At 61.3% G+C, this 23,297-nt stretch carries 23 protein-coding genes and 1 tRNA gene; 15 read left to right on the forward strand and 9 right to left on the reverse strand.

Annotated elements, in window-relative coordinates; genetic code table 11:
- The first annotated feature begins 126 nt into the window (after window positions 1–126).
- A complete protein-coding gene (locus tag BM151_RS00595; protein WP_090055613.1) occupies window positions 127–636 on the forward strand; it encodes a CarD family transcriptional regulator in 510 nt (169 codons plus the stop codon).
- A 193-nt stretch (window positions 637–829) separates the two neighbouring features.
- Here the strand turns inward: BM151_RS00595 and BM151_RS00600 are convergent, their stop codons facing one another.
- Window positions 830–3,958 carry a valine--tRNA ligase gene (locus BM151_RS00600; RefSeq protein ID WP_090055616.1) on the reverse strand — a complete coding sequence of 1,043 codons (3,129 nt, stop codon included), beginning with the start codon at window positions 3,956–3,958 and terminating at the stop codon, window positions 830–832.
- A 229-nt stretch (window positions 3,959–4,187) separates the two neighbouring features.
- Here BM151_RS00600 and BM151_RS00605 point away from each other — a divergent pair, with 229 nt between their 5' ends.
- Both BM151_RS00605 and BM151_RS00610 read left to right on the forward strand, forming a co-directional pair.
- A complete protein-coding gene (locus tag BM151_RS00605) occupies window positions 4,188–5,336 on the forward strand; it encodes a serine hydrolase domain-containing protein (protein ID WP_090055619.1) in 1,149 nt (382 codons plus the stop codon).
- A gap of 187 nt (window positions 5,337–5,523) precedes the next feature.
- Entirely contained in the window at window positions 5,524–6,732 is a 1,209-nt protein-coding gene (locus BM151_RS00610) for a serine hydrolase domain-containing protein (protein WP_090055638.1), read from the forward strand.
- Here the strand turns inward: BM151_RS00610 and BM151_RS00615 are convergent.
- Complete coding sequence (locus tag BM151_RS00615) at window positions 6,706–7,137, reverse strand: Lrp/AsnC family transcriptional regulator (protein ID WP_090055642.1); 432 nt, start codon at window positions 7,135–7,137, stop codon at window positions 6,706–6,708. The genes BM151_RS00610 and BM151_RS00615 overlap by 27 nt on opposite strands.
- Before the next feature lie 288 nt (window positions 7,138–7,425).
- On the opposite strand from BM151_RS00615, the gene BM151_RS00620 reads away from it, so the two are divergent.
- Both BM151_RS00620 and BM151_RS00625 read left to right on the forward strand, forming a co-directional pair.
- On the forward strand, window positions 7,426–8,604 hold the full coding sequence (locus BM151_RS00620) for a type III PLP-dependent enzyme (protein ID WP_090055645.1): 1,179 nt from the start codon (window positions 7,426–7,428) through the stop codon (window positions 8,602–8,604).
- A 111-nt stretch (window positions 8,605–8,715) separates the two neighbouring features.
- Window positions 8,716–9,750, forward strand: coding sequence for a DUF2235 domain-containing protein (locus BM151_RS00625; protein ID WP_090055647.1), 1,035 nt, complete (start codon window positions 8,716–8,718; stop codon window positions 9,748–9,750).
- Between the two features lie 64 nt (window positions 9,751–9,814).
- On the opposite strand, the gene metF is transcribed toward BM151_RS00625, so the two are convergent.
- On the reverse strand, window positions 9,815–10,648 hold the full coding sequence (metF, locus tag BM151_RS00630; RefSeq protein ID WP_090055650.1) for a methylenetetrahydrofolate reductase [NAD(P)H]: 834 nt from the start codon (window positions 10,646–10,648) through the stop codon (window positions 9,815–9,817).
- Between the two features lie 93 nt (window positions 10,649–10,741).
- Here metF and BM151_RS00635 point away from each other — a divergent pair, with 93 nt between their 5' ends.
- Window positions 10,742–11,644 carry a LysR family transcriptional regulator gene (locus BM151_RS00635; protein ID WP_090055653.1) on the forward strand — a complete coding sequence of 301 codons (903 nt, stop codon included), beginning with the start codon at window positions 10,742–10,744 and terminating at the stop codon, window positions 11,642–11,644.
- 11 nt (window positions 11,645–11,655) lie between these two features.
- On the opposite strand, the gene BM151_RS00640 is transcribed toward BM151_RS00635, so the two are convergent.
- The gene (locus BM151_RS00640; protein ID WP_090055655.1) at window positions 11,656–12,006 is read right to left on the reverse strand and encodes a DUF1428 domain-containing protein; all 351 of its coding nucleotides are present in this window, start codon (window positions 12,004–12,006) and stop codon (window positions 11,656–11,658) included.
- Window positions 12,007–12,208: 202 nt separating this feature from the next.
- Here BM151_RS00640 and BM151_RS00645 point away from each other — a divergent pair, with 202 nt between their 5' ends.
- On the forward strand, window positions 12,209–12,997 hold the full coding sequence (locus BM151_RS00645) for an inositol monophosphatase family protein (RefSeq protein WP_090055658.1): 789 nt from the start codon (window positions 12,209–12,211) through the stop codon (window positions 12,995–12,997).
- Between the two features lie 129 nt (window positions 12,998–13,126).
- Entirely contained in the window at window positions 13,127–13,321 is a 195-nt protein-coding gene (locus BM151_RS00650) for a hypothetical protein (protein ID WP_090055661.1), read from the forward strand.
- A 213-nt stretch (window positions 13,322–13,534) separates the two neighbouring features.
- Here the strand turns inward: BM151_RS00650 and BM151_RS00655 are convergent, their stop codons facing one another.
- The gene (locus BM151_RS00655) at window positions 13,535–14,281 is read right to left on the reverse strand and encodes a rhomboid family intramembrane serine protease (RefSeq protein ID WP_090055663.1); all 747 of its coding nucleotides are present in this window, start codon (window positions 14,279–14,281) and stop codon (window positions 13,535–13,537) included.
- A gap of 92 nt (window positions 14,282–14,373) precedes the next feature.
- Here BM151_RS00655 and BM151_RS00660 point away from each other — a divergent pair.
- Window positions 14,374–14,460, forward strand: a tRNA-Leu gene (locus tag BM151_RS00660).
- 222 nt (window positions 14,461–14,682) lie between these two features.
- On the opposite strand, the gene metG is transcribed toward BM151_RS00660, so the two are convergent.
- Entirely contained in the window at window positions 14,683–16,401 is a 1,719-nt protein-coding gene (metG, locus tag BM151_RS00665; protein WP_090055665.1) for a methionine--tRNA ligase, read from the reverse strand.
- 377 nt (window positions 16,402–16,778) lie between these two features.
- Between metG and BM151_RS00670 the strand changes: the two genes are divergently transcribed.
- From BM151_RS00670 to BM151_RS00680, 4 genes are all read left to right on the forward strand, one after another.
- Window positions 16,779–17,819: an aldo/keto reductase gene (locus tag BM151_RS00670; RefSeq protein ID WP_090055668.1), complete on the forward strand. Its 1,041-nt coding sequence runs from the start codon at window positions 16,779–16,781 to the stop codon at window positions 17,817–17,819.
- Window positions 17,820–17,856: 37 nt separating this feature from the next.
- On the forward strand, window positions 17,857–18,210 hold the full coding sequence (locus BM151_RS21360) for a hypothetical protein (RefSeq protein ID WP_143093008.1): 354 nt from the start codon (window positions 17,857–17,859) through the stop codon (window positions 18,208–18,210).
- Between the two features lie 2 nt (window positions 18,211–18,212).
- Complete coding sequence (locus BM151_RS00675; protein ID WP_177212981.1) at window positions 18,213–18,713, forward strand: lipocalin family protein; 501 nt, start codon at window positions 18,213–18,215, stop codon at window positions 18,711–18,713.
- A gap of 87 nt (window positions 18,714–18,800) precedes the next feature.
- Window positions 18,801–20,165 carry an MATE family efflux transporter gene (locus BM151_RS00680; RefSeq protein WP_090055674.1) on the forward strand — a complete coding sequence of 455 codons (1,365 nt, stop codon included), beginning with the start codon at window positions 18,801–18,803 and terminating at the stop codon, window positions 20,163–20,165.
- 55 nt (window positions 20,166–20,220) lie between these two features.
- Here BM151_RS00680 and BM151_RS00685 read toward each other — a convergent pair whose 3' ends face one another.
- The 3 genes from BM151_RS00685 to BM151_RS00695 are packed head-to-tail and all read right to left on the reverse strand — an operon-like array spanning window position 20,221 to window position 22,198.
- Window positions 20,221–20,628: a hypothetical protein gene (locus BM151_RS00685; protein ID WP_090055678.1), complete on the reverse strand. Its 408-nt coding sequence runs from the start codon at window positions 20,626–20,628 to the stop codon at window positions 20,221–20,223.
- Window positions 20,625–20,999 (reverse strand): VOC family protein, encoded by a 375-nt coding sequence (locus tag BM151_RS00690; protein ID WP_245781058.1) that lies wholly within the window; start codon window positions 20,997–20,999, stop codon window positions 20,625–20,627. The genes BM151_RS00685 and BM151_RS00690 overlap by 4 nt, the downstream gene beginning before the upstream one ends.
- Window positions 20,996–22,198 carry a pyridoxal phosphate-dependent aminotransferase gene (locus BM151_RS00695; protein ID WP_090055682.1) on the reverse strand — a complete coding sequence of 401 codons (1,203 nt, stop codon included), beginning with the start codon at window positions 22,196–22,198 and terminating at the stop codon, window positions 20,996–20,998. The genes BM151_RS00690 and BM151_RS00695 overlap by 4 nt, the downstream gene beginning before the upstream one ends.
- A gap of 122 nt (window positions 22,199–22,320) precedes the next feature.
- Between BM151_RS00695 and BM151_RS00700 the strand changes: the two genes are divergently transcribed.
- Together BM151_RS00700 and BM151_RS00705 are read left to right on the forward strand one after the other, a co-directional pair.
- On the forward strand, window positions 22,321–22,611 hold the full coding sequence (locus BM151_RS00700; RefSeq protein ID WP_090055685.1) for a succinate dehydrogenase assembly factor 2: 291 nt from the start codon (window positions 22,321–22,323) through the stop codon (window positions 22,609–22,611).
- A gap of 147 nt (window positions 22,612–22,758) precedes the next feature.
- Complete coding sequence (locus tag BM151_RS00705) at window positions 22,759–23,256, forward strand: MarR family winged helix-turn-helix transcriptional regulator (protein ID WP_177212982.1); 498 nt, start codon at window positions 22,759–22,761, stop codon at window positions 23,254–23,256.
- Window positions 23,257–23,297 lie beyond the last annotated feature (41 nt).

Here is a 23,297-nt window from a genome sequence, read left to right on the forward strand (position 1 = left end):
TTTGTGTGTGCCTGAGAGAAGGTTGAGAAAGGCGGCGGAGGCTGAGAAAGAAGGCCGAGAAAGTCGGGATGCGACTGACTGTATCGCGTATAAACGGTTCGCCCCGTGTGAGGAAAAAAGCTGCAAATGAGCAAGACCAAGAAATCCGAATTCCGCCCCAATGATTTCGTTGTTTACCCGGCCCATGGGGTTGGCAAGATCATGTCGATCGAAGAACAGGAAATCGCGGGCATGTCCCTCGAACTTTTCGTCATCGCGTTCGAAAAGGACAAGATGACCCTGCGTGTGCCGACCAACAAGGCGGTGGAGTCCGGGCTGCGCTCGCTGTCGTCGCCCGATGTGGTGCAGGACGCGATGAAGACGCTCAAGGGCAAGGCCAAGGTGAAGCGCGCCATGTGGTCCCGCCGGGCTCAGGAATATGAGCAGAAGATCAACTCCGGCGATCTCATCGCCATTGCCGAAGTGGTGCGTGACCTGCATCGCAGCGACGATCAGCGCGAGCAGAGCTATTCCGAGCGTCAGCTCTACGAAGCCGCGCTCGACCGGCTGACCCGCGAAGTCGCCGCCGTTTCCGGCTCCGACGAGGCGGATGCCCAGAAGAAAGTCAGCGATGTTCTGGTGAGCCGCGCCGCCTGATTGCGCCGCAAACGCGTTTGATGAAACCGTCGTGGGGGAGACCTCGCGGCGGTTTTGCTTTGCCGCTCCGCGCGTCTTGCCGCGCGTTCTGCGGTTCGTCTTGCCGATCCGGCCGATCACAGGGAAACGCGGCTGTTTGCCATAAAAAAAGCCCGCCGATCTGGCGGGCCTTTTCATGTCTCTGGGAGCGATTTCAGCCGATCTCGGAGAGCCGCGCTACGGCGGCCTTGAGCTTGGCCTCTTCCTCTTCGCGGGCGCTCAGGTTTTCCTGCGCCTCGGCGACCACCTCTTCGGGGGCGCTTTCCACGAATTTCGGGTTGTTCAACCGGCCGCGCAGGCCCCCCAACTCCTTGGCCAGCTTGCCAAGCGCTTTTTCCAGACGGGCCTTTTCCTCGGCAATGTCGATCACCCCTTCGAGCGGCAGGGCGAAAGTGCCGCCCGCGACCGAAATGGTGATCGCGCCTTTCGGCATCGGGCCTTCGGAGAGGCTGTCGAGACGCGCGAGTTTCATGATCAGCGCCTCGTTATTGGCCCAGGCGGTCTTGCCGGCCGCGTCCAGCTCGACCTGTACCATCGGGATTTTCAACCCGGCGGGCACATGCACCTCGGCACGCGAGGAGCGGATGGTTTCGATCAGATCGATGACCCAGTTCATCTCGGTATCGGCCTCGGCATCGACGAGATCCATCGACAGCTCCGGCCAATCGGTCAGCGCCAGCATGCCACGGCCCGGTTTGATCGTGCCCCAAAGCTCTTCGGTGATGAAGGGCATGATCGGGTGCAGCATGATCAGCGCCTGGTCCAGCACCCAGCCCATGGTCTGACGGGTCTCGGCTTTGGTCGCCTCGTCGCCATCGTAGAACAGCGGTTTCGACAGCTCGACATACCAGTCGCAGAACTTGCCCCAGACAAAGGCGTAGAGCGCGTTTGCGGCGTCATTGAACCGGTAGTCTTCAAAGGCCTGATCGACCTCGGCCAGAACCTTGGCGGTCTCACCGACGATCCATTTGTTCACCGTGGCGGTGGGCGTCGGCAGGGTGCCCGGCTCATAGGCCTCGAACACCTCGTTCATCTCGGCAAAGCGCGCGGCGTTCCAGATCTTCGTGGTGAAGTTGCGATAGCCCTTGATCCGGTCGACCGAGAGTTTCAGCACGCCGCCGATCGAGGCCATGGAGGCATTGGTGAAGCGCAGCGCGTCGGCGCCGTATTCGTCGATGATTTCCAGCGGGTCGATGACATTGCCGGTGGTCTTCGACATTTTCTTGCCCTTCTCGTCGCGGACGAGCTGGTGCAGATAGACGGTGTGGAACGGCACTTCGCCGGTCACCGCGAGCTGCATCATCATCATCCGGGCGACCCAGAAGAACAGGATGTCGAAACCGGTCACAAGGACATCGGTCGGGAAATACTTCGACGTGCTCTCGTCCCAGTTGGGCCAGCCCAGTGTGCCGATCGGCCAGAGCCCCGAGGAGAACCAGGTGTCCAAGACATCGGCATCGCGCCAGACCGGGTAGACGAGCTTGGTCGGGTCCTGCGTGACATTGTACTCGGCCAGTGCGCTCGCGAAGGTCTCGTTGGCCTCCTGACGGTCCGCCACCTCGACGACGCGGCAATGGTTCAGCGGCGTCGGCAGGTCGGCCATGTCGCCGAAGAACTTGCCATGCACATCGTCGAAATTGGCGGCGCAGTGATGCACCGTGCCACGATGCAACATACCGCCCTCGGTCAGAAGCTTGATCAGTTCCACTTCATCGAGGGCGCCGTCGCCCTCGTCATCGGTGAAATCCGGGGCGGAGAGGTCGAGCCCGTACCAGACCGGGATCTGGTGGCCCCACCAGAGCTGACGCGAGATGCACCAGGGTTCGATATTCTCGAGCCAGTGGTAATAGGTCTTCTCACCGCTTTCCGGCATGATCCTGGTCTTACCAGAGCGCACGGCGTCCAAGGCCGGGCCGACGACCTTTTCGGCATCGACATACCATTGGTCGGTCAGCATCGGTTCGATCACCACCTTGGAGCGGTCGCCGAAAGGCTGCATGATCGGCTTGTCTTCGACATAGGGGACGGTCTCGGAGACTTCCGTCTCATTGCCGTCTTCGTCGGTCACTTTGCGGGTCACCGTGGTGGTGACGGCGAGGCCCTCGGCGTTGATCTCTTCGATCACCTTCTTGCGGGCCTCGAACCGGTCGAGGCCGCGCAGATGATCGGGCACGAGGTTGATCGTGTCGACTTCCTGCTCGGTGAAAGGACGGCCCGCGAGGATCTCGGCGGCGAGAATGGCGCTGTCCTCGTAGGACAGGCCGTTTTCACGCATCGCGCCCTTGGTGTCCATCAATCGGTACATCGGCAGGTTGCCGCGCTTGGCGACCTGGTAGTCGTTGAAATCATGCGCGCCGGTGATCTTCACGGCACCCGAGCCGAAAGTCATATCCGGGTATTCGTCGGTGATGATCGGGATCAGACGGCGGTGCTCTTTCGGGCCGACCGGGATTTCGCAGAGCTTGCCGACGATGGGCGCGTAGCGTTCGTCATCCGGGTGCACCGCGACCGCGCCGTCGCCGAGCATGGTCTCGGGCCGGGTCGTGGCGATGGAGATATAGTCGCGCTCTTCCGAGAAGGTGACATTGCCGTCCTCGTCCTTCTCGACATAGGTGTAGGTCTCGCCGCCGGCGAGCGGGTATTTGAAATGCCACATATGGCCGGCGACTTCGATATTCTCAACCTCGAGATCCGAGATCGCGGTTTCGAAATGCGGGTCCCAGTTCACAAGGCGTTTGCCGCGATAGATGAGACCTTTCTCATACATATCGACGAAGACCTTGATCACCGCATCGTGGAAATTGCCATCTTCGCCCGCGGGCGCATTCGGTGCGCCGGACATGGTGAAGGCGTTGCGCGACCAGTCACACGACGAACCGAGGCGTTTCAACTGGTTGATGATGGTGGAGCCGTATTGCTGTTTCCACTCCCAGACCTTCTCGAGGAAAGCCTCGCGGCCCAGTTCGGCGCGGGACGGTTGCTGGGTCTTGGCAAGCTCTTTCTCGACCATCAGCTGCGTGGCGATGCCGGCGTGGTCCTGACCCGGCTGCCACAGCGTGTCGAACCCGCGCATCCGGTGCCAGCGCACGAGGATGTCCTGGATGGTGTTGTTGAAGGCATGGCCGACATGCAGCGCGCCCGTGACGTTGGGCGGCGGGATCATGATGGTAAAGGTCTCATCGCGGCGCTTGTTGGCACCCGCCTTGAAGGCACCGGCCTCTTCCCAGGCCTTGTAGATGCGGGCTTCCGCTTCCTGCGCGTCGAACGTCTTTTCCAATGCCATCGTGTCTTTTCCCGTCTCGTCAGATCTCTGGTCCCGTGCTCTGCGCCATGCGGTGGCACAAGGGTCCCCGGCTATGTAGCCGTTGCGCGGGGCTAGGAAAAGGGCGAATGGCGGCTCACCGGGCTGCAAATTCCTGACAGTCCGCCATCAGTGCTGGGCGGGCGCTCACATATTGACCCTGTCTTAAACCTTCTCGTGCATCAAAAATCAGGAGCGCGAGGAGAGCGACATGCGCAAGGCAACGGCCCGGCTGCAAAGACTGGCGGACAAACTGACGGCGACGGATTGGCACAATGGTGTCGCCATATCGATTTTCGATCAGGCCACCGGTGCGGAGCTTCACATCGGCTCGGGCGAGCTCGATACTCGCACGCCGTTCTTCGCCACCCATATCACCAAGCTCTTCGTCTCCGCGATCATCCTGCAATTCGTCACCGAGAATCGGCTCTCGCTCGAGGACAAGATGATCGATCACATCGGCTATTGTTCGCATTGCAAGGAGCTGCATGTGATCGACGGGGTCGATTACACCGACCAGATCACCATTCGTCACCTGATGTCTCACACTTCCGGGCTGGGCGACTTCTTCCTGTTCAAGATGCAGGCGCGTTCGTTGCGCCACAGCATGATCGACGGCATCGACAGTTCCTGGAGTTTCGAAGAGGTGATGCAGCGCGCCCGCAGCCATGGCGGCATCGCGATCCCGGGCGAGAGCAAGAAGGCCACCTACACCGAATCCAATTATCAGCTGTTGGGCCGGATCATCGAAAATATTGAGGGCAAGAGCCTCGCCGAGGTGATCCGGGACCGGATCGCCGGGCCGCTGGGGCTCAGCTCGACCTATCTCTATTGCGACCCGTCGGATCATCGCCCGCTCAACCTGATGTCGCGCAATCGCGAGGTCTATATCCCGCGGGCCATGGCCTCGTTCCAGGCCGACGGCGGGGTGGTCACCACGGCGCGCGAAGGGCTGATTTTCATCCGGGCGTTTTTCGAAGGCTATCTCTTCGACAAGGCGGCGCTGCCGTTGCTCTATGACTGGCGCCCGCTGTTTTTCCCGGCGCGCTTCGGGGTTGGGCTGCTGGAGCTGCAAGTGCCCCGGTGGATGGCGCTGCGCCACCGGCTGCGGATGCATACCCGCCATATTTTCAAACGCCCGCCGCTGTGCCTCGGCACCGTCGGTCTGGGCAATGCCGTGTTCCTCTATGCGCCCGACGAAGGCGTCTATATTTCGGGGACGGCCAACCAGCTGGTCGATCCGGAACGCAGCGTTTCGCTGGCGCTCCGCGCCATCGAAGAGGTCGCGCGCTACGGGCGTCACGAAGTCTACGGTGAAAAAGGCATTTCCGCGCAGCCAGCGATTGGCCTGGCAGAATAGGCGCGACAAGTCGAAGAGGCGTGACTGAGAGGCGACCGTGATGCGAGAAAGAGGCGGCTGAGAAGTGGCCGGGATGTGATCATGACGCGTGCCCGACGGCGCGATGCATGGTCCGTGGCGTGCGGTTGTTGACCTCGTATTAAGTCTTTCCATGTCATGACGATTTCGAATTTCAGAGGAGCGTTTCATGAGCAGCGCCACGGCGTCGATACAGAAGCTGGCTGACAGGTTGCTCGCCAGCAAGTGGCACAATGGTGTCACGCTGTGCCTGTATGACTGTGAAACCGGCAAGGAAACCCATGTCGGGGCCGGGGCGCTCAGCACCCGCAGCCCCTATTTCGCGCCGGCCCTGTCGATCCTCGTCACCAGTGCCATCCTGCTGCAGTTGCGCGAAGAAGGAAAAATCGATCTCGATCACCCGTTTCAGCGCTATATGAGCTTTCCCGGCCAGGTTGCTGAGCTGCACGTCAAGGACGGCATCGATCGCACCGACCGGATCACGCTGCGTCATCTGATGTCGCACCGGTCGGGCTTCGGCGATTTCTTTCTGTTCAAGAACCTGGCCCGGACCGTGCATCACGATTTTGCCAATGGGGTGGACAGTGCCTGGGGTTTCGACGAGGTGCTTCAGCGCACCCGCTCGCATGGCGCCGTGGCCGCGCCGGGCGTCGGTCGCCGCGCGCGCTATGCGGATTCGAATTTCCATCTGCTCGGCCGAGTGATTGAGACCGTCGAAGGCAAAAGCTATGCCGATGTCGTGCGCGACAGGGTGATCGACCGGCTCGGGCTGTATTCCACCTATGTCTATTGCGACCCCTCCGATCATCGTCCGCTCGACCTGATGTCGCGCAGTCGCCAGATCCATGTGCCGCGCACCATGGCGTCGCTGCAGGCCGATGGCGGCATCGTCACCACCGCACGCGAGGCGGTGACCTTCTTGCGCGGGTTCTTCGAGGGTTATCTGTTTGACAAGCGGATCCTGCCGCATCTCTACACCTGGCGCCCGATCTTCTATCCGGTGGTCTTCGGAACCGGTCTCACACAGGTCCAGCCCCCTTGGTGGATGACCATCCCGCATCGGCTGGGCTACAAGCCGAAATTCTTGCTCAAACCGGTGCCACGGATGATCGGCAATGTCGGGATTGGCGGCAGCTTTGCCTATTATGCGCCGGATGTCCGGGCTTATGTCTCGGGCACGGTGAATCAGCTCAGCGATCCGGCGCGTGCCGTGGCGCTTGCCGTTCATGCCTTTGATACGCTGCGCTACGAGATCCGCCCGGAACAGTTCGGCGTGCTGGCACAAAGCCTGCCCGGGCAAAGCTTTGACATGCCGCCATCGAAACCGGCCTGTCCCGACCGGATGGCCGCCTCAGATCGAACGGTCGAATTTCGTTGACAGGTGGATCAGGCTCTCGATGTCCTGAACCCCGGTAATGGCGTTGATCTGATCCAGCGTGCCGTCGATTTCCTCGGTGCTGTCACAGGCGATCTGTGCGATCAGATCGACGCGTCCCGTCGATGTGGCGACCATTTCCACCTCCGGCAGGGATTTGAGCCGGGTCACCACCGAGGCCGATGTGCGCGGTTCCACCTGAATGAGCACGGTCGCCTTGATCCGCCGTGCCAGCGCGACATCGCCGAGTTTGATCGTGTAACCGGCGATCGTGCCATTGGTCTCCATCCGTTCGAGCCGGGCCTGCACCGTCGAGCGCGCCACCTTGAAGCGCCGCGCCAGACGCGACACCGAGGTCGATGAATCGGCGGCCAGTGCCGTCAGGATTTTTTGATCAAGTTCGTCCATTTCGGGGCCTCTGGGAGTGTCTCGGATTTGCAGCTTGGCTTGCGATGTCAGATTGACCGATATTTTCGTCAATTTGACCGGCTTGCCGCACGATTTTACCCTTTTCATCGGCAAATTCAACACGCATATAGCGCTTACGAAATGACAGGAACACAGGACGGCGAGAGGGCCGGATCAACCCCTCAAATCGCACCTGGCCTGGTTAGGATTAACCGCGTAAGCGCAATCCCAACCGGACAAAATCCCGGGCAAGATGTGGCTGCGCTCTGTTGGTAAAGGACGACACCAATGGGGCTCTCTAAAACCATCTGGGCAACGCCCAGCGAATACCTGCGCAATCATGCACCCGAGCATCCGGTGCTGTTCTTCTCTCCCGCCATCCTGCAGGCCACCGCACGCCGGTTCCTCAAAGGTTTTCCGGGGCTGGTGACCTATGCGGTCAAATCCAACCCGGATGAGGAAGTCCTGGCCAATCTGGTCGCTGCCGGGATCAAAGGCTTCGACGTGGCCTCGCCCGTCGAGATGGACACGATCGCCCGTATCGCGCCCGGCGCCGCCATGCATTACAACAACCCGGTGCGTTCGCGCACCGAGATCGCGCATGCCGTCGAGATGGGGGTGAAATCCTATTCGGTGGACAGCCATTCCGAGCTCGTCAAACTGGGCGAGTTGGTGCCGGCCGACGGGGTCGAGATCTCCGTGCGTTTCAAACTGCCGGTCGAAGGCGCGGCCTATAATTTTGGCGCGAAATTCGGCGCCAGGGTCGAGGACGCGGTCGAGCTTCTGACGCTCGCTTCGCAGCTCGGGTTCACCCCGTCGCTGACCTTCCACCCGGGCACGCAATGCACCGATCCGCACGCCTGGGACAAATACATCCGTGCCGCGGCCGAGATCGCGCAGCGCGCCGATGTGAAAATCGCCCGCCTCAATGTCGGCGGCGGTTTCCCGTCGCATCGCCTGAACGAGGTGAACCCGCAGCTCGAGACCACGTTCGAGCTGATCGGTCGCGTGGCGAAAGAGGCGTTCGGGGACGATCTGCCGGCGCTGGTGTGTGAGCCGGGCCGCGGGCTCGTGGCCGAGAGCTACTCGCTGGTGACCCGGGTGAAAGCGATCCGGGACGACGCGCATGTCTTCCTCAACGACGGCGTTTACGGCGCCCTCTCCGAGCTGCACCTCGTCGGTGTGATCGATCGCATCGCCGTGTTCGGCCCGGAAGGGGTGAAGCGCGAGGGCGAGACCGTCAACCGTACCGTCTTCGGCCCGACCTGCGACAGTCTCGACAAGCTGCCCTCCGAACTGGCCTTTCCGGAGACGATGGAAGAGGAGGATCACGTGATCTTCTACGGTCTCGGCGCCTATTCGGTGGCCACGGCGACGAAGTTCAACGGGTTCGGCCAGATCACGGTGGAAACCGTGGCGCGTCACCTTGAGGTGCAGGCGGAAGCCCGTCAATTGCAAGTCGCCTGAGCGCGCGCGCCGAACAGGCCCCGGAATACGCCTGAGAGTCGTTCCTCATGCGAAACCCCTCCTCGAAAACCGAGGAGGGGATTTTTCATGATTCTGTGCTAAATCTCTGGAATGGAACAGAGAAAGAGTATTCTGAGCCATCTTGGCCCCTTGTTCAAATTCCGCCGGCGCATCAAGACCTCGGGCGGGCATCACAGGCGTGGCCCGCTCACCCATGTGATCCTGATGGACGGCACTCTGTCCTCGTTGACGCCCGGGCTCGAGACCAACACCGGGCTGAGCTACAAGCTGCTCTCCGAAGTGGCGCAAGAGGCCAATATGCTGGTGCGGTACGAGGCGGGGATTCAATGGGATAGCTGGCGCGACACCATGGATGTGATCGAGGGGCGCGGCATCAACCGGCAGATCCAGCGCGTCTACGGTGCGCTCGCCTCGCGCTATCGGCCCGGCGACAGGATCTATCTCTTCGGTTATTCCCGCGGCGCCTATGCGGTGCGTTCGCTCTCGGGGCTGATCGACATGATCGGGCTGTTGCGTGACGAGGAGGCGACCGAGCGCAATATCCGCGATGCCTATCGCCACTATCAGACCGCGCCGCATTCCGAAGCGGCGAGGGCGTTTTCCAAGGCGCATTGCTATGACAAGACCGAGATCGAATTCCTCGGCGTCTGGGACACGGTCTCTGCCGTGGGGCTGCATATGCCGATCGTCTGGCGCTATTCCTCGGTGTTTCACATCTTTCACGACTATATGCCGGCGACCAATGTCAAACGGGTCTATCACGCGCTGGCCTATCACGAGGCGCGCAGCGCCTACGCCCCGGTGCTGTTCAGGACCAACCCCGATCTGCCGGGGCAGAAGCTGCAACAAATGTGGTTCCCGGGTAGCCATGGCGATATCGGTGGGCAGCTCTCTGGCTATAATCCGGAGCGGCGGATTTCCAACGCGACGCTGGTCTGGATGCTCGACAAGGCCGAGGGCGCCGGGCTGCAATTGCCCGAGGGCTGGCGCATGCGCTTTCTCGCCGATCCGCATGGGCCGTCGATCGGCATGAACAGGGGCTGGGGCAAGTTCTTCTGGCTGCGCAACAAGCGCAAGGTGGGGGCAGATCCGTCCGAGGTGCTGCACCCGTCGCTGAAATACTGAGAGGCCGCGCGGCGTTCGGCCCGAACTCCGCTCCAAGCTTTGGCCAGAGCGTCAGGCCAGCGTATCAGGCGGCGCCGAGATTGCTGCAGACCGCCTTGGTCAGGGTTGGCCGGTTCAGCGTGTAGAAATGCAGATCCTCGACACCGTTCTCGATCAGGGATTCGCACAGCCCGGTGCAGAGATCCACGGCCAGCGCGGCGTGATCGTCGCTGGCATCGAATTCCTCGCCATAGCGCGCCGGCACCGGCGTGCCACAGGCCGAGGCGAATTTCTGCACGCCTTTCCAGCTGGTGATCGGCAGGATGCCGGGAATAATCGTTCCGGTGATGCCCTCTTTCTCGCAGCGGTCGCGGAAACGGAAAAAGCTCTCCGGATCAAAAAAGAACTGGGTGATCGCCGAGTCGGCCCCGGCTTCGAATTTGCGCTTGAGCCAGGTGATGTCGGAATGCCCGTCTTGTGCCTCCGGATGCGGGTCCGGATAGGCGCCGACGCGGATCTTGAAATCCCCGGTGGCCTTCAGCGCTTCGATCAGCTCGACGGAATTGGCAAAGCCGCCCTCGGCCGGGGTGAACGTGCCCGCGCCCTTTGGCGGATCGCCCCGCAGCGCGACGATCTCGTTGACGCCAACCTCCTTGTAACTCTGGGCAATCGCGAGGGTTTCTTCGCGGGTCGCGTTGACACAGGTGAGATGCGCCGCGACGTTCCAGCCGTATTTGCGATGCAGGAGCGCCACCGCGTCATGGGTCAGCTCGCGGGTGGTGCCGCCGGCGCCATAGGTGACCGAGGCAAATTCCGGTGCCATGTCGCCCAGCACCTGCAGCGTCTCGAAGAGGCTGAAACAGGCTTCGATATTCTTCGGCGGGAAGAACTCGAAAGAGATTTTCGGTGCTGTGGTCATGGTCGTCTCCAGTCTGTCTGGCGGGCCTTGTCTCACGGGTGGCTCTGTGAGACAAATTCATAATTCTCAAGATCAACATGAGTATCGTTCAAGATGCATCTCGAATTCCGCCACCTGCGCACGATCAAGGCCATCCATGAGGAGGGCGGGCTGGCGCGCGCGGCCGACCGGCTCAACATCACCCAATCGGCGCTCAGCCATCAGGTCAAGGGGCTCGAGGATCAGGCCGGGGTGGAGTTGTTCGTGCGCCGTTCAAAACCGTTGAAGCTTTCGGCCGCCGGGATGCGGCTCCTGGCGCTGGCGGAGGATGTGCTGCCGAAGGTCGAGGCCTTGGAAGCCGAGTTTCGCGGAATCGAGGAGGGCACGACAGGGCGGCTCCACATCGCCATGGAATGTCATGCCTGTTTCGACTGGCTTTTCCCGGTGCTCAATCAGTTCCGCAAGGCCTGGCCCGAGGTGGATGTCGACATTCGTCAGCGCCTCGCCTTTGGTGCGCTTCCCGCGCTCGAGCGCGAAGAGGTGGATTTCGTCATTTCGTCGGACCCCGAAGAGATCCCGGGCATCACCTTCGTGCCGCTGTTCGACTATGCGCCGATGTGTGTCATGTCGTCGAAATCGCCGCTTTCGGAGAAATCATACGTCGTGGCCGAGGATTTCCGCGACCAGACCCTGATCACCTATCCGATGGACCGCACAAGGCTCGATGTGTTCAAAGATCTCTTGACGCCTGCGGGTGTCGAGCCCGCCGTGCAGCGCCAGGTCGAGCTCACCGATGTGATCCTGATGCTGGTCGCGGCGGGGCGGGGGATCGCGGTGCTGCCCGATTGGGTGATGCGCGACATTCGCAACCACCCCGACTATGCCGTGCGGCCGCTGACCGAGACGGGCGTCACGCGGCGCATGTATGCCGCGGTGCGCGACGATGACGTGACCAAACCCTATATGGCGCATGTGCTCAGGATTGCGAAAACCGAGGCGGTGAAACTGCAGCGCTGATCCCGGCGCGGCTACAGCTTCAACAAGGTTTCAAACCCGCCGAAGATCATTCGCTTGCCGTCAAAGGGCATATCGCCGGCTTCGGCGAAACGCGCATCCGACGCCATTGCCGCCATACAGGCCTCTGCGGTCGCCGCGTCGGGCCATTCTATGAAGGAGGTGCAGACCGTTTCGCCCTCTTCGAGCTTCACGGCCAGCGGCAGCGAGGTCAGGTCGCCCTCCGGCACCATGCTGCCCCAGCCTTCAAAGATTTGAAGGGCGCCATACTCCTTGAATAGCGGTGACATTTTCGTGGTGAAGCTTTGGTACGCGTCCCGATTGCCCGACGGCACCGGGAAAACGGCGATCTGAAAATAGGACATATGCGCTTCCTTCCTCGTGAAGGTCCTTTCGGACATGGGTGCCGAGAGGGGCCCGGCGCATGCAGTCTCGCACGGATTGCCGTGAAAATCATGGTGAACCGGGCATTTCTTTGCCTCGAAACCCTTGGCAGGGCGGGTTTGGCGGCGTATACGCCCGGTCTGAACATCTTACTCGACATTTTACCGCCCCGGAGTCCGGACCATGCAAGGCAGTGCCAATCTCAACGTTATGATCAAAGCTGCCCGCGCCGCTGGCCGCTCCCTCGTCAAGGATTTCCGCGAGGTCGAGAACCTTCAGGTCTCCTCGAAAGGCGCCGGTGATTTCGTCTCGAAAGCCGATATCCGGGCCGAAGAGATCATTCGCGAGACGCTGATGGAAGCCCGCCCGAACTACGGCTGGCTGGGCGAGGAAAGCAAACCGGTCGAGGGCAAGGACCCGACCCGGCGCTGGATCGTCGATCCCCTGGATGGCACCACCAATTTCCTGCACGGTCTGCCGCATTGGGCGGTTTCGATCGCGCTCGAGCACAAGGGCGAGATCGTCTCCGCCGTGGTGTTCGACCCGGCCAAGGGCGAGCTCTTTTGGGCCGAAAAAGGCAATGGCGCCTGGATGAACGACATGCGTATCCGGGTTTCGGGCCGCACCAAGATGATCGAGTCGATCTTTGCCACCGGGCTGCCCTTTGGCGGTCGGGGCGATCTGCCGGAGACGCTGCGCGATCTGGCGCGGCTTCTGCCCGCCACCGCCGGGGTGCGCCGCTGGGGCGCCGCCGCGCTCGACCTCGCCTATGTCGCAGCGGGCCGCTACGACGGTTTCTGGGAGCGCCGGCTCAACGCCTGGGACATGGCGGCGGGTGTGCTTCTGGTGAAAGAGGCCGGCGGCTTTGTCGAGGGGCTGCACCCCGAGGACAACCCGGTCGAAAGCGGTGAAGTCGTCTGTGGCAACGAGGCGCTGTTCGAACGCTTCGCCGGGATCATCCGCTCGGCCTGATCTGGCTGCCCTCTTTTGGGATCAGCCTTAATGCATCATTTACGTCTTGCATGAGATTTCCCTCTATCCGCCGCAAATATGTCTTTTTCCTCATGGAAATTGCGGAGGATCATCGGAGGGATAGGTGTGATGATGAATTTGAAGAAAACCGCACGTCGCTTTTGGACCCGGGACGAGGGCGCCGTGACCGTGGATTGGGTTGTGCTGGTGTCGGCGGTTGTCGGGCTTTCGATCCCGATTGTCGCGATGATCTACGATGGTATGGATGTGGCCGCAGGCAATATCAACGATACCATTGCGACGATGAGTGTCACCCGCTACTGAGTCCAGTTCGGCGCAGCGATGCAGTTTGGTGCTGCAGGGTGGAGACACCGTGCGGAAACATAGTGCGGTGACACAGTGCGATGTCACGATGCTCCGAGCGGGCCCGTCAGGCCAATCCGTCGAAAACATAAGACCCGCAGGAAGGCGACTTCCGGCGGGTTTTGTCTTGTCGCCTCAAGGTCCTGTGCCTTTCAGGAGGTCTTTTGGCGCGGTTTATCTGCGCCGCCGCACGGTGGGAACGGAGCTTTGGGCGAACCGATAGCGCGCTGCGGCATGGGCCGGGTGCCCCTGGGTGCGGGACCAGAACGCCGGGCCACCGCGCCGGCGCCACAGCGGATAGGTCAGCAGAACCCCGGCCACGAAGCCGCCGAGATGCGCCAGATGCGCCACGCCCCCCGTGCCGGCGGTGGAGCCCAGCTCGGCGACGAGCTGCAGCGCGAACCAGAGCCCGAGCATGACCCAGGCCGGCATCGGGAAGACCTTGAAGATGATGATGAAGATGAACAGCACATCGACCCGGGCCTTGGGGAACATCAGCAGATAGCCGCCCATGACACCGGCGATCGCGCCGGAGGCCCCGACCATCGGTACGCGGGATGTGGGGGCGGCAAGATATTGCGACATGCCGGCGGCGATCCCGCACAACAGGTAGAAGAGGAGATAGCGGACATGCCCCATCTCATCTTCGAGATTGTCGCCGAAAATCCACAGAAACAGCATGTTGCCAGCGATATGCATGAACCCGCCGTGCATGAACATCGAGGTGAAAAACGTGTCATAGCCGCTGCCGGCGCTGATCCGGGCCGGCAAGAGCGCCCAGTCCGAGTAGATCGACAGAAGCGCGCGTTCATCACCGTAGGCGGGCAGCATGGCGAGAAACACCGCCAGGTTGAGCGCGATCAGCGCATAGGTGACGAGCGCAGGGCGGCGGGACGGGTTATGATCGCGAATTGGGAACATGGGATCAATGTGGGGAGCGGGCGGCTAAGGTCAAGTGAAACCTGCCTTTACACCGCCCGCGCGATGGCTATGGTCGGCGCAGCAAATCGCGTGCCCGCGTGGTGGAATGGTAGACACAGAGGACTTAAAATCCTTAGGCCGTATAGGCCGTGCCGGTTCGAGTCCGGCCGCGGGTACCACCCTTCGTTTTCGGTGTGAAGCGAAGAAGGCGATGCCATCCCTTTGAGACGGTTCCCCCTCAGTTTTCGGAATTAGAACTGAGAAGGCATCTCCACCCCCTTGAGACGGTCGCGGAGTTTTGCATCTCCATCCTGGGGTGTTTTGGCACATTTCAAATGTGAAAACGCCCCGCGTGTGGGCGGGGCATTCCAGATCATTTCGAACATTCGGGCGGGTGTGCCTCAGCTCCGCGTGCCGGCGAATTTTTCCTGCCATTCCTCGCGCTGCTCGTCACTGATCTTGGCGAAGAGATTGTCCGGCACCGCAAAGCCATGGCCCGGGGCCAGAGCATTGAGCGCGGCTTCGACATCTTCCGGCCAGTCGAGATCCGGCAGCGCCAGTGCGGTCTGCAGCTTGCCACAGGTGTCGGGGATGAAGGGGCTGGAAAGACGCGCGTAAAGCCCGATCAGGTTGAGGCCGAGGCGTACCTGGGCTGCGGCCTTGTCCGGATCTTCCTTGAATGTGGCCCAAGGCGCTGCAGATTGCAGGTATTCATTGCCGGCGACCCAGATGGCGCGCAGCGCGTTGGCGCCTTTGCGGACATCGATTGCATCCATATGCGACTGATATTCAGCGACTTTCTCGGTCAGATCCTTGATCAGCGCCGCTTCCTGTTCGCCGTAACTGCCGCCTTCCGGCACGGCCTCGGAGAACTTGGAACGGCAGAATTTGGTGATGCGGGACACGAAGTTGCCGAGAACATCGGCGAGATCCTTGTTCACCGAGGCTTGGAAATTTTCCCAGGTGAACTCGCTGTCCGAGCTTTCCGGAGCGTGCGAGAGCAGCCACCAGCGCCAGTAATCCGCCGGCAGGATGGAGAGCGCCTGATCCATGAACACGCCGCGCCCGCGCGAGGTGGAGAATTGCCCGCCATCATAGTTCAGATAGTTGAACGATTTGATGTAATCGACCATCTTCCACGGTTCATTGGAGCCGAGCATGGTGACCGGGAAGGACAGGGTGTGGAAGGGCACGTTGTCCTTGCCCATGAATTGCACATACCGCACATCATCGGCGCCCTTGTCGGTGCGCCACCAGCGTTCCCAGGCGGCGTCATCCAGACCGTGTTTCTCGGCCCATTCGCCACCGCAGGCGATATATTCAATCGGTGCGTCGAACCAGACGTAGAAGACCTTGCCCTCCATGCCTTCCCAAGGCGCGTCGCCCTTTTGCACCGGCACACCCCAGGACAGGTCGCGGGTGATGCCGCGGTCCTGCAGCCCGTCACCATCGTTGAGCCATTTCTTGGCGATCGAGGTGGTGAGGATCGGCCAGTCAGCTTTGCTGTCGATCCAGTCATTCAATGCATCGCGCATCTTCGACTGTTTCAGATAGAGATGCTTGGTCTTGCGCTCTTCGAGATCGGTGGCACCCGAGATGGTCGAATGCGGATTGATCAGGTCGGTCGGGTCGAGCTGTTTGGTGCAATTGTCGCATTGATCGCCGCGCGCGCTGTCATAACCGCAGTTCGGGCAGGTGCCCTCGATATAGCGGTCCGGCAGGAAGCGCCCGTCGGTTTCAGAGTACACCTGGGTCTCTTCCACCTCTTCGATCAGCCCCTCTTCGAACAGGCGTTTGGCGAGATGCTGGGTCAGCTTGCGGTTCTGCTCCGACGAGGACCGCCCGAAATGATCGAACGACAGGCGGAAGCCTTTGGCGATTTCGGCCTGAACGTCATGCAGCTCGGCGCAATATTCCGCCACCGGCTTGCCGGCTTTCTGCGCCGCGATCTCGGCGGGTGTGCCATGTTCGTCGGTGGCGCAGAGGAACAGAACCTCGTCGCCCCGGGCGCGGCGGTAGCGGGCATAGAGATCGGCGGGCAATTGCGAGCCGACGAGATTGCCGAGATGCTTGATGCCGTTGATATAGGGCAGGGCGGAGGTGATGAGCGTGCGTGCCATAGGGTCGTCCGGTCGTCGGTTTCGAGAAATCTTTTGCCTCTCTATCGCGCCTCTTGCCAAAGAACCAGTGGGCAAAGCACCGGTAAGCCGTGGCCGCCGCGAAAAAAGGCGCGCAATCGGGGAGAATGCGCGCCAAGTCCAACAGGGAGAGGGTCAGCAAGCGATCAGGATCGTTTGTGACCACATCTGTCAGGTAGGGGCCCAGGCGGAGAATTTCGAGGGGCATTTGTGCACCTTTGCCTTGCAGGAATGAAAGCGGCACGTTTTTGTGAACACCTTGCCACGCCGCGATGCGGCGTTACTGTATGCGCCGACATGAAAATGCCCGGTCGGGCAGGCCACGCGCCCCAGGTGGGACAGACGAAGGATAATTCAGGATGAAAATGCGCAAAATCGGTCGTAGCGAGCTTTTGGTTTCCGAGATCTGCCTCGGCACAATGACCTGGGGGTCGCAAAACACCGAGAGCGAGGGCCACGCCCAGATCGACCGGGCCAAAGAGGTCGGGATCAATTTTATCGACACGGCGGAGGTCTACCCGGTCAACCCGATGCGCAAAGAAACTGCGGGCAAGACCGAGGACATCATTGGCAGCTACCTTGCCGCGCGCGGTGGGCGCGAGGATTGGGTGATTGCCTCAAAGATCGCCGGTCAGGGCGAAATCAACGAAGAGGGTATCCTGGCCTCGAATTTCGAGGCCCGTCTCGATGCCTCGCTGAAGCGGTTGAACACCGATTATCTCGATCTCTACCAGCTGCACTGGCCCAATCGCGGCTCCTACTGTTTCCGGCAGAACTGGAATTACGACCCGATGAAACAGCCGTCGAAAGCCGAGATCGAGGACAATATGCGCGGTGTGCTCGAGGTCATGAGCGCGTTGCAGAAAAAGGGCAAGGTGCGTGAATTCGGCACCTCGAACGAGAGCGCATGGGGCATGGCGCAATGGCTGCGCCTGGCCGACGAGATGGGCGCGCCGCGGATGCAGTCGATCCAGAACGAATATTCTCTGATGTACCGGCTCTATGACACCGATTTGGCGGAGCTCGCCGTGCATGAGGATATCACGCTTCTGGCCTATTCGCCTCTGGCCGCCGGTCTGCTGACCGACAAGTACAAGGGCGGGTCCGTGGTGCCGAAAGGCTCGCGCATGGATATCAACGGCAATCTGGGCGGTCGCGTGACGGAGCGTGCCTGGCCTGCGGTGGCGGCCTATGTCGAGTTGGCAAAGAAGCACGGGATCGATCCCACGACGATGTCGGTGGCCTGGACCCTGACGCGACCCTTCGACACCATGCCGATCATCGGGGCGACCTCGCTCGAGCAGCTTGAAAAATCGCTCGACGCGCGCGATGTTGCGCTCAGCGAGGAGCTCATCAAGGACCTCGATACAGTGAACAAGGCCCACCCGCTGCCGTTCTGAGGACGGCGGGTGCGGGAGCACCCCAAAGGAGAGCCCGATGCGTATCCCCCTGTTGATCCTTCTCTCTGCGCTGGGCTTGTCGGCCTGCCAGCAGGAACAGCCCCGGGACGTGTCGGGCTATGGCGTCTCGACCATAGATCCCAACACCACGCAGACCGAGAAAACCGCCTGCGAGGCGCGCGGCGGCACCTTCCGTCCCGCCGGTCTGGCCGGGTTGATGACCTGTTTCGAAACGCCCAAGGATGCGGGCAAGAGCTGTGGTAAATCAGGCGATTGCAGCACCGGGCAATGTCTGGCCCGCTCGCGCAGTTGTTCGCCGATCACGCCGCTCTTTGGCTGCAACGAGGTGTTGGACGCCGAAGGGCGGGTGGTGAGCCTGTGCGTGGATTGAGTTTGCGGCACATCCTCGCCGGGCTGTCTCTGGCGCTTCTGGCGGGCTGCATGGCCCCAACTCAGAGCGCCAGGGGGCTGCGCGATCCGGAGGTGCCGATGTCCTCGATCGCCGCACTCGATGCGGCGCAATTTGCCGGGCGCTGGTACGAGGTCGCCGCATTCGTGCCCGAAGGGGCCAGCTGTGTCATCGGGGCGATGACCGTCGCCCTGCAGAAAAGCGGCGATCTGATGATCACCGAAGGGCCCTGTGCCGACGGCGCCCCGCGTCGCGGTCTGGCGCGGCGCATCGGGCCCGGGCGTTATGCCTTTGCCGGCGATGAGTTTTGGGTCCTCTGGGTCGATGCCACCTATCATACGGCGGTGATCGGCTCTCCCTCGGGGCAGGCGCATGTGCTGTCGCGCGATCTGAGCCTGCCGCCGGATCGCAGACAGGCGGTCGAGGGCATTCTTGACTGGAATGGCTATGACATCAGCCGGTTGCGTCCGGCGCGCCGGAAATAAGCGAAATTTCTCCGCTTCACATCCTGTGATGGGCCTGCAAAAATTTTTTGACTAGGCGGTCCGGATATTGCCGCGTATAGGCCGGGGATGATCATGGAACGGACATATCTTGAGCACGCGAAAAAGATCCTCGTGCTGGGCCTGCCTCTGGCGGGCAGTCAGATTGCGCAATTTTCCGTGCATATGACCGATGTCATCATGATGGGCTGGTACGGGCTCGACGAGCTCGCCGCCCTCGTGCTGGCCTCCGGTTTCTGGTTCGTGCTGTTCATTCTGATGGCCGGGTTTGCCTTTGCCGTGGTGCCGCTGGTGGCGACCGCCGCGGGCAAGGGCGACAGCACCACCATTCGCCGTGCCACCCGCATGGCGATCTGGCTGTCGCTTCTGGCCGCGGTGCTGATCTATCCGATCTTCGGCTATTCAGATGACATCCTGATGGCGCTCGGACAACAGCCGCATATCGCCGCCCAGGCCCGGCCCTATCTGGCGGTCGCGGGGTTCGAAATGGCGCCGGCGCTGATCGTCGCGGTGTTCCGCAGCTATTTCTCGGCCTTGGAGCGCACCCGGGTGGTGCTCTTCGTGGTGATCGGTGCGGTGATGCTCAATGCCGGGCTGAATTACATGTTCATCTTCGGCAATCTCGGCGCCCCGGAGCTTGGCGTGCTGGGCTCGGCCATTGCCTCGCTCATCGTGCATACGGTGATGATGATCGTGCTGGCGCTCTATGCCGCCAAGGCAACGCCGGAGAACGACCTGTTCCGCAACCCTCTGAAACCCGATTGGGCGATGTTCGCCACGGTGTTTCGCATGGGCGTGCCGATCGGCATCACCTCTCTGGCGGAAGTCGGCCTGTTCAACGCCGCAGCCCTGATGATGGGTTGGATCGGCACCGCCACGCTCGCCGCCCACGGCATCGTCCTGCAGCTCACCGCCATCGCTTTCATGACCCAGATCGGCCTGTCGCAGGCCGGCACCATCCGGGTGGGCAACGCCATGGGGCGCGAGGATGAGGCGGATCTGCGCAAGGGTGCGCTGGTCGTCGTCGTCCTCTCGGCGGTGATGGCGGCGATTTCCTCGGCGCTGTTCCTGTTGTTCCCGGATTTCCTCATCGGCCTGTTCATCGCCCCGGATGAGCCGGCGCGCGACCAGGTGCTGGCCATCGGCGGCATGCTGATCGTGATCGCGGCGGCGCTGCAATTCTCCGATGGCGGTCAGGTGGTGGCGCTCTCACTGCTCCGCGGCCTGCATGACACGGCGGTGCCGATGTGGCTCGCGGCCCTGAGCTATTGGGGGCTCGGCATGCCGGCGGCCTATATCTTCGGCTTTGTGCTGGACTGGGGCGCGACGGGGGTCTGGATGGGATTTGTCTTCGGACTGACCACCGCCTGGTGGACGATGAGCTATCGCTTCTGGCGCAATAAATCGCACATCTCGGGCGGGCGGCGGGGCTGAGCGGGCCGTCAGCGCGGCCCTGACAGATCAGTCCCGACAGGTCAGTTTCGACAGGTCAGTCCTGGCCTTTGAGCAGCCGATCGGCTTTCTTGCGCACCAGCACCGTGCGCAGGTCATGCATGGCCAGCAAAAGCGCATCGGTGACATTTTCGAGCTGATCGTCGGTCGCCCGGGTCTGCGCCCAATGCGCGGTGAGATTGAGATAATCCACCGCCCGGTGAATGTCGTCGATATCGCGCTGGGCCAGAAGCGCCAGACGGTCTGCCATCCAGTCTTCGATGACCTTCATATCCCCGGACGAGAGCTCGCGCCCGCCATGGGGTTTGATCTCACCGTTCTTGATGTTGATCACCGCGATCTGATCCATCTCGATCCGGCGCTGGCGGTTTTCCGTGTCCACGCGGAACACGAAAGCGCCATTCTCGCGCACGCGGAAATAATATTCGGGCAGATCGACGCTCATATCATCAGGTCCGTTTCATCGAGCACCCGCCACAGCGATCCGTCCTCATCCACCAGGGCGAACATGCGCGGCGCATTCTCCAGTTTGAAAATCCCGGTCAGGCGCGGGATGGCATCATTCTCGGTTGATAGCCCTGCCTGCGCAAACCGCGCATGCAGGGTCTCGATGTCATCGCTGCGCAGGCAGGCGGAAAACCAGCTTTCCTTGGCCTCGATCTCCGGGTGTGGAAAGAACTTCACCTGTGTCCCGCCAAAGCCCTGGATCATCCAATGCGCGGATTTGAACCGGGTCTCAAACCCAAGCGCATGATAAAACGCTTCGGTTCGGTCGAAATCCGATGAGGGCAGGTTGGCGGTGATGGTCTCGGTCACGAGAGCCCCGCGCAGAAACTCTGGATGCGGGTGCAGGCTTCCTTGAGCGCCTCGTCCGATGTGGCATAGGACACGCGGAAGTTGGGCGAGAGGCCGAAGGCCGCGCCAAACACCACGGCCACGCCGGTCTCTTCCAGAAGGGCGGTGGCGAACTCTTCGTCATTGGTGATCCTGGCGCCACCCGCCGAGGTCTTGCCCAAACAGCCCGCAATATCCGGATAGACGTAAAACGCGCCCTCGGGCGTGGGGCAGGTGATGCCCTCTGCGGCGTTGAGCATCTCGACCACCATGTTGCGGCGGCGCACGAAGGCCTCGTTGTTCGTGGCGATGAAGTCCTGCGGCCCGTTCAAGGCCTCGACCGCGGCATATTGCGAGATCGAACAGGGGTTCGAGGTGGACTGGGATTGGACTTTGCGCATGGCGGCAATCAACTCCACCGGGCCCGCGGCATAGCCGATGCGCCAGCCGGTCATGGCATAGGCTTTCGAGACGCCATTGACCGTCAGCGTGCGCTCATAGAGGCCGGGTTCGATCTCGGCCGGGGTGCAGAATTCGAACCCGTCAAAAGCCAGATGTTCGTACATGTCGTCGGTCATCACCCAGACATGCGGGTGTTTCATCAAGACATCGGTGAGCGCCTTGAGTTCCGCCTTCGAATAGCCGGCACCCGTCGGGTTCGACGGCGAGTTGAAGATCAGCCATTTGGTCTTGGGCGTGATCGCGGCGTCGAGCTGTGCGGCGGTGATCTTGAAACTGTTCTCGAGCTTGCCTTCGATCGCCACCGGCGTGCCGCCCGCCAGCATGACCATATCCGGATAGGAGACCCAATAGGGCGCCGGGATGATCACCTCGTCGCCCGGGTTCAAGGTCGCCACCAGCGCGTTGAACAGCACCTGTTTGCCGCCGCCCGAGACGGAGACCTGCGCCGGGGTGTAATCGAGCCCGTTGTCGCGTTTGAACTTGGCACAGATCGCCTCTTTCAACTCGGGAATGCCATCGACAGCGGTGTATTTCGTCTTGCCTTCCTCGATGGCGCGGATGCCCGCCGCCTTGATGTTTTCCGGCGTGTCGAAATCCGGCTCGCCGGCACCGAGCCCGATCACATCCTTGCCCGCGGCTTTCAGCTCACGCGCCTTGTTGGTGACGGCGATGGTCGGCGAAGGTTTCACGCGGGAGAGTGTGTCGGACAGAAAGGGCATGGGAAGGATCCGTGTTAATCATGTTCGTGCCAGTGATAGCGCCAAATCTCCCCGCTCGCCAAGACGTCCCTTGCGATAATCCGGCGTTGGGTGCAAAAAGCTCGCGATCAGGGAGATATGCCATGAGCGAGACCGCAAACGAAACGATCGAAATCCGTCGCAAACGTCTGAAAATCCGGGCCTGGCGCCGCGGCATCAAGGAGATGGACTTGCTGATCGGCGGCTATGCCGATGCCCATCTCGCGCACATGGATCAGGTCCAGCTCGACGAGTTCGAACAGCTGATGGACGAGCACGATCAGGACCTTCTGTCCTATGCCACCGGGTTGAAACCGGTGCCGACCCATCTCAAGCCGATGCTCGAGAAACTGATTGCTGATGCCGATCAGGCGTCCTGGGGGCTCAAGGGCTGAGCGCGGCCTGGGGGCCTCCTTTATGGTTTGCGAAGCCCTGTGAATTTCCCTTCAATTTGCATCGATTGCAAAAATTTCCGCTGTTTAACTGAATTTTGGGAAATTCCCGGCAATCTGCCCCTCGATGAGCCTTTGGCGGAGTGACAGATGAGCATGCATTCAAGCTTTATTAAAACGACGGATTCGTCCTTCATGTCTCAATATCTTGAGGCGCTATCTCTGGTGGAGCGGCTGCACCGGCTGCTTCTCGATGTGATCAAGGATGAATTCGAACGGGTCGGAATTCTCGAAATCAACGCGGTTCAGGCGCTGTTGCTGTTCAACGTTGGCGAAAACGAAGTGACCGCCGGCGAATTGAAATCGCGCGGCTATTATCAGGGCTCGAACGTGTCCTATAATCTCAAGAAACTGGTGGACATGGGCTATATGCACCATCAGCGCTGCGAGATCGATCGCCGCTCGGTGCGGGTGAAACTCACCGACAAGGGCGACCGGGTGCGCATCATCGTGTCCGAGTTGTTTGCCCGTCATGCCGAAGGGCTGCAGGGCAAGGGCGTGATTTCCTCGGAAGGGATCGAGGATATCAACACGTCTCTGCGCCGCGTCGAACGCTACTGGGCTGACCAGATCCGCTATATTTATTGAGTTTTTCGCTTTTTCAGAGCTTTTGAAGGCAGAGGGGCACA

It is taken from the genome of Celeribacter neptunius (assembly GCF_900113955.1).
Lineage (GTDB): Bacteria > Pseudomonadota > Alphaproteobacteria > Rhodobacterales > Rhodobacteraceae > Celeribacter > Celeribacter neptunius.